Source organism: Leucobacter celer subsp. astrifaciens, from assembly GCF_001273835.1.
In the GTDB taxonomy this organism is placed as follows: Bacteria; Actinomycetota; Actinomycetes; order Actinomycetales; family Microbacteriaceae; genus Leucobacter; species Leucobacter celer.
Map to the genome: position 1 here is coordinate 349,677 of NZ_JHEI01000135.1, position 6,540 is coordinate 356,216.

The 6,540-nt window shown below is 68.5% G+C and carries 5 protein-coding genes; all 5 read left to right on the forward strand.

The features are described from left to right. The first annotated feature begins 13 nt into the window (after window positions 1–13). A complete protein-coding gene (locus AMS65_RS08125) occupies window positions 14–1,408 on the forward strand; it encodes a DUF2252 domain-containing protein (RefSeq protein ID WP_083451561.1) in 1,395 nt (464 codons plus the stop codon). Next, window positions 1,405–2,763: a hypothetical protein gene (locus tag AMS65_RS08130; RefSeq protein ID WP_053383637.1), complete on the forward strand. Its 1,359-nt coding sequence runs from the start codon at window positions 1,405–1,407 to the stop codon at window positions 2,761–2,763. Before AMS65_RS08125 ends, AMS65_RS08130 begins: the two co-directional genes overlap by 4 nt. 87 nt (window positions 2,764–2,850) lie before the next feature. Then, window positions 2,851–3,960: an ATP-binding protein gene (locus tag AMS65_RS08135; RefSeq protein WP_053383638.1), complete on the forward strand. Its 1,110-nt coding sequence runs from the start codon at window positions 2,851–2,853 to the stop codon at window positions 3,958–3,960. A gap of 105 nt (window positions 3,961–4,065) precedes the next feature. After that, a complete protein-coding gene (locus AMS65_RS08140; RefSeq protein WP_053383639.1) occupies window positions 4,066–4,968 on the forward strand; it encodes a hypothetical protein in 903 nt (300 codons plus the stop codon). Between the two features lie 376 nt (window positions 4,969–5,344). Continuing rightward, on the forward strand, window positions 5,345–6,540 hold a 1,196-nt coding region (locus AMS65_RS08145; RefSeq protein ID WP_053383640.1), incomplete at its 3' end, for a hypothetical protein.

Below are 6,540 nucleotides of genomic sequence, written 5' to 3' on the forward strand. Positions count from 1 at the left end.
GACAATGATGCCCATGACCCCCACGACATCGTCGTCGTCGCTGCAGGCGGCCCCCGATCCGTTCGGCGACCGGCACCTCCCCGAGAGCACCTCCGAGCGCCTGGCGATCGGCCGCGAACTGCGCGCCCGGGTGCCCCGACGCGCGCAGGCCGAGCTGCCGATCGCAGCGGACCGCGACCCGCTGGGCATACTCTCCGAGCAGAACCGCTCGCGGCTGCAGCATCTCATCCCGCTGCGGGTGGAGCGCATGTCGCAGAGCCCCTTCGCCTTCTACCGCGGCACCGCGGCGATCATGGCCGCCGATCTCGCCGCCGGCCCGCACGGCGGCGTGATCGTGCCGTCGTGCGGCGACGCCCACATCTCCAACTTCGGCTTCTACGCCTCGCCGCAGCGCATGCTCGTGTTCGATCTCAACGACTTCGACGAGGCGGCGTGGGCGCCCTGGGAGTGGGATCTCAAGCGGCTGGTGGCGAGCGTCGTGATCGCGGGCCAGGCGAGCAGCCGGGATGAGGACCGCATCCGCGACGCGGTGCTGCGAGCGGTGCGCGCCTACGCCCGAGCGCTCAGGGCCGGCGTCCTGGCGAGCCCCACCACCAGGTACTTCGCGCACTTCGACCCCGAGGCCGGCCTGGAACAGCGCGATCCGGCCTCGCAGCAGGTGCTGCGAACCGCCATCAAACACGCCCGCAAGCGCACCGGCGAGCGTGCGGCGCGCAAGCTGACCGAGACCGGTGAGGGAGGCCGACTCGTCTTCGTCGAGCGTGCGCCCACCATGACGAAGGCGGAGCCCGAGGTCGAGGAGCAGGCGCGCGGATACCTGAGGCGATATCTCATGAGCGCGAACGCAGATGTGCGCCAGCTGATGCGCCACTACGTGCTCAGCGACGTCGCGCGCCGCGTGGTCGGCGTCGGCAGCGTAGGCACCCGCTGCTCGCTCGCCCTGCTGCAGGACGGCGACGGCAGCGCCCTCATCATGCAGGCGAAGCAGGCCGTGCGCAGTGTGCTCGAGCAGTACGGCGGTATCGCGCAGCCGCTCGAACTGCAGTCCCACGTGGCGCAGCACGGAGAGGGAGGACGCGTCGTGGCGCTGCAACGGATGCTGCAGTCGCTCTCCGACCCCTTCCTCGGATACCTGCGCGGGGACGACGTCGATCTCTACGTGCGGCAGTTCCACGACATGAAGGGCGGGATCGAAGCCGAGACGATCGATGACGAGCCCTTCACGGCGTACGCGCAGGCCTGCGCGGTGACGCTCGCCCGGGCCCACTGCCAGTCGCGCGATGCCGCGGTCGCGAGCGGCTACGTGGGCGGCGGGAACAGGCTGGGCGAGGCGCTGCTCGAGTGGGGCTACGCGTACGCGGCGCTCTCGCTGCGGGACTATCGGGCCTTCCTCGCGGAGCAGGAATGACGAGCGGAGCCGCCTTGCAGAACCAGCACGACATCGAAGCCCTGCAGGCGTACGTGGCCGAGCTCGAGGCCCGGAACCGCGAGCTGCGGGAAGCCGCCGCGCATCCAGGAGGCCGAGGCAGCGGCGCGCGCAACCGGGGTCGCGCCCGCACCGCACTGGCCCTGATCCTCGTGCTCGTGAGCGTCATCCTCGCGCCCGTCGCGGTGCTCGGCACCTGGGCCCGGCTGCAGCTCGTCGACACGGACCGCTTCGTGCAGACCTTCGCCCCGCTCGCGGAGCAGCCCGAGGTGCAGTCGTTCGTGACCGATCAGGTGGTGGACGGCATCGAGCAGAACATCGACATCGACGGAATGGTCGGAGACGTCTTCGGGGGCATCGCCGAGCTCGATCTGCCGCCTCGCTCACTCGCTGCGATCTCGCTGCTCGAGGGCCCCGCCGCGGAGGGCATCCGGTCCCTCCTCGGCACCGGAGTCGAGCGCGTCGTGGCGTCGCCCCAGTTCGCTCAGCTCTGGGAGCTCGCGCTGCGCGAGACGCACAGCCGCGCCATCGCCGTGATTCAGAGCGACCCCAACGCGGCGCTCCAGCTCTCGGACGACGGCACGCTCTCGCTCCAGCTCGACACGGTGATCCGCGAGGTCAAGCAGGTGCTCGTGCAGCAGGGGCTCGGCTTCGCCTCGGGCATCCCCGAGATCGACCGGGCCATCCCGATCCTCACCGCCGACTCGCTGGTGCTCGTGCGAACGCTCTACCAGGTCGCGGTGACGGCGGGCTACTGGCTGCCGTGGGGCGTGCTCGCGCTGCTCGTCGCGGGGATCGCGGTCGCGCGCAATCGCACCCGCTCCATCGCCTGGGCGGGCATCGGGCTCGCGGCCTCGTTCCTGTTGCTCGCAGCGGGGCTCGGAATCGGCAAGCAGTTTTTCGTGGGAACGGTGAGCCCCTCGGTGATGCCCGCCGCGACCGCGCACGTGCTCTTCGATCAACTGACGCTGCTCATCTCCTCGACGCTGCTGGCGCTCGTCGTGCTGAGCCTCTTCATCGCAACCGGAGGCTGGCTCACGGGAGCCTCTCGCCCGGCGCGCGCGGTTCGCGGTGCCGCCGAGAGCGGATTCTCCGCGGTTCGCACCGCGGCGGATCGGCGCGGGATCGGCACCGGCGCCTTCGGCCGGACCGTCGAGCGCTGGCGCTCGGCGATCATCTTCGCGACGGTCGGGATCGGCGTGCTCGTGCTCTTCCTGAGCCGGCCGATCACGACGGGCGGTGTCATAGGGACGCTGATCGCGGTGCTCGCGGCACTGCTCGTGACGGAGCTGGTGCGGCGGCCAGCGGACGAGGCCGTGCCGGCGACGCAGCGATGATCCGCGACGGAGAGCAGATCCTGGCCCTGGCGCAGATGGATCGACCGAACGCTGCGCCTCCTACCGAGCCGCTCGTAGGATAGGCCCATGTCTGCAGAAATGCCCATCGGAACCCGCCTCGACGCCGGCACCATCACCGCCACCGGCGACGCAGCGCTCCTGCGCGCACCCCGACTCAACCGCCACACCTTCTGGTGCGGGCAGAGCGGCTCCGGCAAGACCTATGCTCTGGGCGTGCTGCTCGAGCAGGTGCTGCTGCACACCAGGCTGCCGATCGTCGTGCTCGACCCGAACTCCGACTTCGTGCAGCTGGGAAGCATGCGCGATGACGCTCCCCCGGAGTCCGCCGCGGAACTCGCGCAGCGCGACATCCGGGTCCTGCACTCGGCGCCCCCGCGCGATGGCGAGGGTGACCGCCTGCGCGTGCGCTTCCTCGATATGGAGGTGCGGTCGCGCGCGGCGGTGCTGCAGATGGATCCGGTGCGCGACGCCCAGGACTTCAACGCGGTGCTGCGCGCCGAGGCCGACCTGCTCAACCATCTCGATCGTCCCCTCGTCGAGTGGCTGCGCGAGAGCGGGGATCCCTCGCGGGATCGCATCGCGATGCTGCTCGAGAACCTCGGCATCTCGGAGTGGGATCTCTGGGCCTACGGCGAGCGCGACGTGACCGACGTGATCAACGACCGGGCCGATGCGACCGTGGTCGACCTGGGCCGTTTCGCCTCAGCCGAGCAGATGCGCACGGCGGCGCTCGCCGTGCTCGACCGTCTCTGGGCGCAGCGCGAAGAGCGGGTGGGTCGCCTCGTGGTGATCGACGAGGCGCACAACCTCTGCTCGCCCGACGCGGCGACGCCGCTCGAGCGACTGCTCGCCGAACGGATCATCCAGATCGCGGCCGAGGGCCGCAAGTACGGCATCTGGCTGCTGCTGTCGACGCAGCGGCCGTCGAAGCTCCACCCCAATGTCATCTCGCAGTGCGACAACCTCGCGCTCATGAAGATGAGCTCCGCGCGGGATCTCGCCGAACTCGGGCAGATCTTCGGCTTCGCGCCGCAGGATCTGCTCGAGCGGGCCCCGTCGTTCACCCAGGGGCAGGCGCTGTTCGCGGGAGGATTCTCGCCCGAGGCGCAGCTGGTGCAGATGGGCGCCCGTCTCACGCGCGAGGGCGGCTCGGACGTGCCGATCGAACTCCGCTGACGCTTCCCTGGACCCGAATCGAGTACCTGCCCTCACCGATCCGCAAGATCCCGATTGGGTCACATTCCGCACCGTTCAAAGCCCTCTGAACGTAACGTGGGCGCCATGACCCCCGACATCGCCGCGCCCAGCCGCAGACTCGCAAGCCTTCCGGCGCTGGCTGCGCTCCTCGTCACCACTGGGATCCTCGTCGGCTGCGGCACAGCGACCGCCCCACCCGACACAGACGGCTCCGGAGTCGAGGAGCAGACTGCCGACCAGGAACCGGCTGCCGATCCGGAATCCGCCCCGGCTGCGGGACTCGAGGAGACCGACTTCGGCAACCTCACCTGGAGCTTCATGCCGGGCGGCAACCACCCGGAGAGCATGCAGATCGAGATGGTCGACGGGAAGGCGACGGACGAATCGATCGAGTACACCGTCGGTGAGGTAGTGCTCAGCGAACTCAACGGGGACGACCGCATCGACGCGGCGGTGCAGTTGACGATGCTCGACGGCAACGGCTTCAACGAGCAGTGGTATCTCTGGATCGCCACCGACGGCGGCCCCGATCAGGTCAGGCTGCCGGTGGCGAACATGGCCAGGTGCGGCACGGCGATCCACTCGGTGACCGCGGCCGACGAAGGCGGCGTGGTGATCCACGAATCGCGCCGGTACTTCAGCGAAGAGATGACCCTCTCCTGCGCGGACGTGGGCACCGACGAACGGACCCGCACCGTATCCGTCCTCGATATCCATGATGCGGAAGAGTGGTGGCCCGTGCAGACCGCCCCCGTCGGAGGTTTCGGCGGACTGTGCCCGATCTCCGCCGACAATCATGCGGACCCGTACACCGGTCAGATGTACGCAGGGCCCGATACCGCGTTCCCGGAGGTGACCGAAGGGAACAGCGTCGGGATCTTCCCCCTGCAGGCGTGGCCGGTATACGGAGAGGATTTCCCCGGCTGGACCCTCGTCGGCATGACCTGGGACGGCGGGATGAGCTGCGCCTGGGTCGAGACGCCCTGAGCCCGCGTCACCCCGTAGTCACGGCAGCGTGCGCCGCTCGCTTCGCCTCTTTCCTCGGAGGAGGCGGGCGAAGCGATACATATCGGCCGATTGTGCTGAGATCCGCGGTTCTTCTCCGGGCGCGAGGCACGAGGCACGAGGTCGGGCACTCACCACCGAAAACGCATAGAAGCACCCCTACGTGGGGGTCATTTGCTGCGGAAAATGGGCAGGACACCCAAGTTGGAAATCAAACTGGTGGCTGAAGGAGATTTATCGGCCAGTCGCGTCACTTTTGCACGCCGATCCACTCTCCTTCTATTAGGGGGAATGCGTCGATCACAACGTGATCCTGCATGGTGCAAGTACCGAATGATGTAGAGGGAGCTCACTCACGATGAAATCCGAGACCAAACAACAGCTGCTCCGCATGGGGAGGTGGCTCGGCGCCGGCCTGCTCGCACTCGGCGCGCTCGTCGCTCCCGTGGCGGTTACAGCCAGCGCCCAGGCTGACGCCCCACCGACACCGGTCGCTGTGCCATTCGACGCGCCGCTCTGTGAGAACACTGTCGGGAACCCGGCCGCCGACGCCGACGGGGGCCCGGTGGGCAACCTGCTGAGCGTGTTCGGGCAGCGACTTGCGGACTACAACGACGGCAAGCCGGTCATCCTGTACAACAACAACGGTCGCAGCGGCTGGACATCGAGCGGTTCGCAGTACTCGTCTAACCCGCTGTGCGCGACCCGTTACGTCGAGGAGGTCGGCGGCCCGGTCTCGTCGTGGATGTACTGCACCTACGACCGCGCGTCGACCTGCGGATGGACGAACGAGAACGGCGAGCTTGAGCGTAGCGGAGTGGTGCTCCCCGGGCTTGAATACCTCGATCCTGATAGCCGACTGACCGAGGATCAGCAGAAGCTGCAGTCGTACATCATCCAGAATGACATGCCGATCATCGCAGGGCCGAACGGCACAGGTGGCACAGTTGCCGCCGACACAGTCGCGAACAATGACACATCGCAGTCTCGCTCGCTGCGCCAGAATCTCGTGCACTGCATTGACAACCCCGAGCGCTCCTCGGGTCTGGTGTTCTGCGAGAACAACATGAGCGCCGAGACGCAGACGCGCATCCTGGAGCTGATCGGTGATGACATCGACGCATTGCTCACCGCTACGGGCACGTCGGCCACCGTCGCGCCGGGCGCTGACGGGGAGGTCGTCGTGACGACGACGCTGGCCGGAATGCCGCTCGACCTGACCGTCACCGGCGGCACCGCGACCGTGTGCGAGGGCCCCGCGACTCTGACCGCGGGCGTGCTCGTGGTCGATGAGGACGCGGATCTCCCCGCCGACATCACGCTGTGCGTAACGCGCGCGGACGCGGGCGACGTGTCGGTCGCGGTGTCGGGCACCCCGCCCGTGATCACGAACCTCGGCTTCTTCCAGAGCCAGCGGTACGAGGGCGACACCCTCTGCCAGATCTTCTCGGCCGTCGAGGAAGAGCGCCAGACCACGCTCAACGCGGGCGCGACCGTGAACTTCGCCGACGCGCCTGCCGCGGAGCCGTCAATTGGCACCTCGCTGGTCGACTC

What these genes read in the sequence shown, in the direction of transcription:
- AMS65_RS08125 (WP_083451561.1), top strand. Translation starts at nt 14, where the DNA reads ATGACCCCCACGACATCGTCGTCGTCGCTGCAGGCGGCCCCCGATCCG.
- AMS65_RS08130 (WP_053383637.1), top strand. Translation starts at nt 1,405, where the DNA reads ATGACGAGCGGAGCCGCCTTGCAGAACCAGCACGACATCGAAGCCCTG.
- AMS65_RS08135 (WP_053383638.1), top strand. Translation starts at nt 2,851, where the DNA reads ATGTCTGCAGAAATGCCCATCGGAACCCGCCTCGACGCCGGCACCATC.
- AMS65_RS08140 (WP_053383639.1), top strand. Translation starts at nt 4,066, where the DNA reads ATGACCCCCGACATCGCCGCGCCCAGCCGCAGACTCGCAAGCCTTCCG.